Origin of the sequence: Myxococcus sp. AB036A, from assembly GCF_006547355.1 — a bacterium.
Classification (GTDB): domain Bacteria; phylum Myxococcota; class Myxococcia; order Myxococcales; family Myxococcaceae; genus Myxococcus; species Myxococcus virescens.
Genome location: NZ_VHLC01000209.1, coordinates 1 through 2,728, shown reverse-complemented (window position 1 = coordinate 2,728; position 2,728 = coordinate 1). Strand labels below are relative to the sequence as shown.

The following is a 2,728-nucleotide window of genomic DNA, read 5'->3' as shown; positions in this document are numbered from 1 at the left end:
CCCTCACCCAACCTGGCCACCGGCGCACGGCCAGCCCTGGGCGCGCGCCGCCCCCCGCCGTCCCGCCCCGCGCCGGAGTCCGATGAAGACGACGACAGCACCCAGGGCTCGAATGGTGGCTCCGAGAAGACCCAGATTCGCCCGGCCCCGTCGGAGCGGCCCCGGCGCTGAAGCCACACCCCGGCCCGGCGCGTCGGAAACGACCCCGGGCCGGTGGGGCGGCCTCCCACCACACGCGCTCCGCCCCGGCGGGTTTCACCCGAAGCACGAGCGGTGATTCCCGACCTTGCGAGGAGGTCCGGTCGGGGGGAAAGTGATTGGGTGTGGATCTCCCTCCTCGCCGCGCTCACCCTGGCCACCCAGGCACCCGCCGCGGCTCCCCCGCCGCCCCTGTCCGTCCTGGTCGCACCGCCTGACGCGGCGGGAGCTCCCTCCCACGTCGTCGAGTTCGCGCAGGAGCACGTGGCCGAGCAGCTCCGGGCCCGTGGGCTGGTGGTGGTCCGTATCGAGGACATCACCCGCAAGCTGTCCGCGTCCAAGCGCCGCCCGCTGCTGCGCTGCAACCGCACCGCGCCCTCCTGCATCCGCTCGTTGGGCGCCGCGGGGAAGACGGAGCTCGTCCTGGTGACGGAGCTGGGCCAGTTGCTCAGCGGCTATCGCACGGGCGCGCGCATCTACACCGCCAACGATGGCGCGCTCGTCACCGAGCACCTCATCCCCGGCGTGAGCGAGGACCAGTTGCTGGACTCGCTCACCCAATCGATCGACGCGGTGGTGCCCGTGGCGCAGACGGCCTTGCGCGGCCCGCCGCCGGCGCCGCCCCAAGCCGAGCCGCCCCCGCCGCCCGTGGCCGTGGTGGAGGCGAAGCCGCTGGCCCCGGAGCTGGAGCCCGAGCCCATCCGCCCGCTGCGCCGCTGGGCGTGGCTGCCCGCCGCGGGCGGCGTCGCCCTGGCCGGCGTGGGCACCGTCTTCTACCTGCAGGCGGGCGACAAGTACTCGCGGCTCGACAAGGACGGCACGCCGGACGCTCCGCTGGACAACGCGGATGGACTCGCGTCGTCGGGCCGCCGGGCGCAGACCCTGAGCCGGGTGGCCTTTGGACTGGGCGCGGCGGGGCTCGTGGCGGGCGCGGTGATGTTCCTGCTGCCCGGTGAGCTGCCCGCGAAGGTACAGCCCTCCGCCGCCGTGGTTCCCGGTGGGGGCATGGTGGGCCTGTCCGGGACGTTGCCTTGAATTCGAGGAGAGTCATGCGGAAGACCAGGATGCTCGGCGCCACGGGTACGGCGCTCGTGGCGGCGCTCGGTGCGGGCGCTTGCTACGACTTCGACAGTGCACGGCAGCGCTGCAGCGACGAGGGACGCTGCGAGCCCAACGTCGCCGCCTGTAAGCCCGTCCCCGGCGAGGACCTTCCCGACGACGCCTTCGCCGATACCGACTGTGACGGCGTGGATGGCCAGGCGGACGCGGGCCTCTTCATCGACCCCATGGACGGGGATGATGACGCAGGCGTGGGCACCCGGCAGGCGCCGCTGCGCACCGTGGGCCGCGCGCTGGCGATGCTGCGCGAACTGGATGGCGGCCCGCGCCACCTGTTCCTCGCGGGCGGCGCCTACGACGAGGCGGGCCTGGTGCTGGACGTCCCCGTCTCGCTGCACGGCGGCTATGCCGGACGCAGTGGCGGTTGGCGTCGCGCCGCGAACCGCGTGGCCATGTTCGACGCCGGCACGCTGGGGTTGACGGTGCAGGGACTCCAGGACGCCGGCGTGCTGATGGAGTACGTGCAGATCAGCGCCGCCACCGCGACCAGCCCCGGTGAGCCCTCCATCGCCGTGCGCATGCTGGACTCTTCCGGGGTCCGTCTGCGTCACGTCACCCTGGCCGCGGGCGCGGGTGGCCAGGGCGCCCCCGGCGAGGCAGGGGACGCGGGGCTGGGCGGCCCGGACGGAGGCGAAGGGCAGAGCGGAGGCGTCGGCAACTCCGATACGGGCATGGGCGGGACGCCTGTCTCCATCACCTGCCCGGATGGCATCGAGCCCACGGGCGGCGTGGGTGTGATTGGCAGCGGCAACGGCTCTCCTGGACGAGATGGTGGCACGGGCGGGCCCGGCGAGACGGGCGGCGCGGGCGGCGCGGGCGGTGATGCGCCAGACGCCGCGTGCTCCGGGCGTGAGTGCGTCTGCCACCCCTCCTCGGGCGAGAAGGGCCAGGGCGGCACGGAAGGAGGCCCCGGTACACCGGGTGACGGCGGCACGGGCATGGGGGTGCTGCGCGACGGGACCTGGACCGCCGACCAGCAAGGCGAGCCCGGCAGCGGCGGCACGGCGGGCTCCGGCGGTGGTGGCGGCGGGTCGGGTGGAAGCTGCAACATCGACAACGTGAGCGTCGCTGGCGGCGGCGGCAGCGGCGCGGGTGGAACGGGCGGCTGCGGTGGTGCGGGTGGCGGCGGCGGTGGCGGTGGCGGCGCGTCCATCGCCCTGCTGCTCATCGGTTCCCAGGCGGCCATGGAGGAAGGCAGCGTCCTGCGCACGCTCGGCGGAGGCCCCGGTGGCGAGGGTGGCGAAGGCGGTACCGGAGGTCCCGGAGGTGAAGGCGGGCACGGCGGCAACGGCGGCGAGGTCGTACGGGACGGAGGCGTCGTCGACGGAGGCATCATCATCCACCGGACGACCGGCGGTCCCGGCGGCGCGGGCGGCGCAGGCGGCGCGGGCGGCGCAGGCGGCGGAGGGGG

General features: G+C 75.0%; 2 protein-coding genes. Both read left to right on the top strand.

What is annotated here, in order from left to right; translation table 11 throughout:
- The first annotated feature begins 213 nt into the window (after positions 1-213).
- A complete protein-coding gene (locus tag FL344_RS38045; RefSeq protein ID WP_141592461.1) occupies positions 214-1,233 on the top strand; it encodes a hypothetical protein in 1,020 nt (339 codons plus the stop codon).
- A gap of 14 nt (positions 1,234-1,247) precedes the next feature.
- Positions 1,248-2,728 (top strand): DUF1565 domain-containing protein (locus FL344_RS39880; RefSeq protein WP_255508274.1); only part of this gene is annotated, 1,481 nt, incomplete at its 3' end.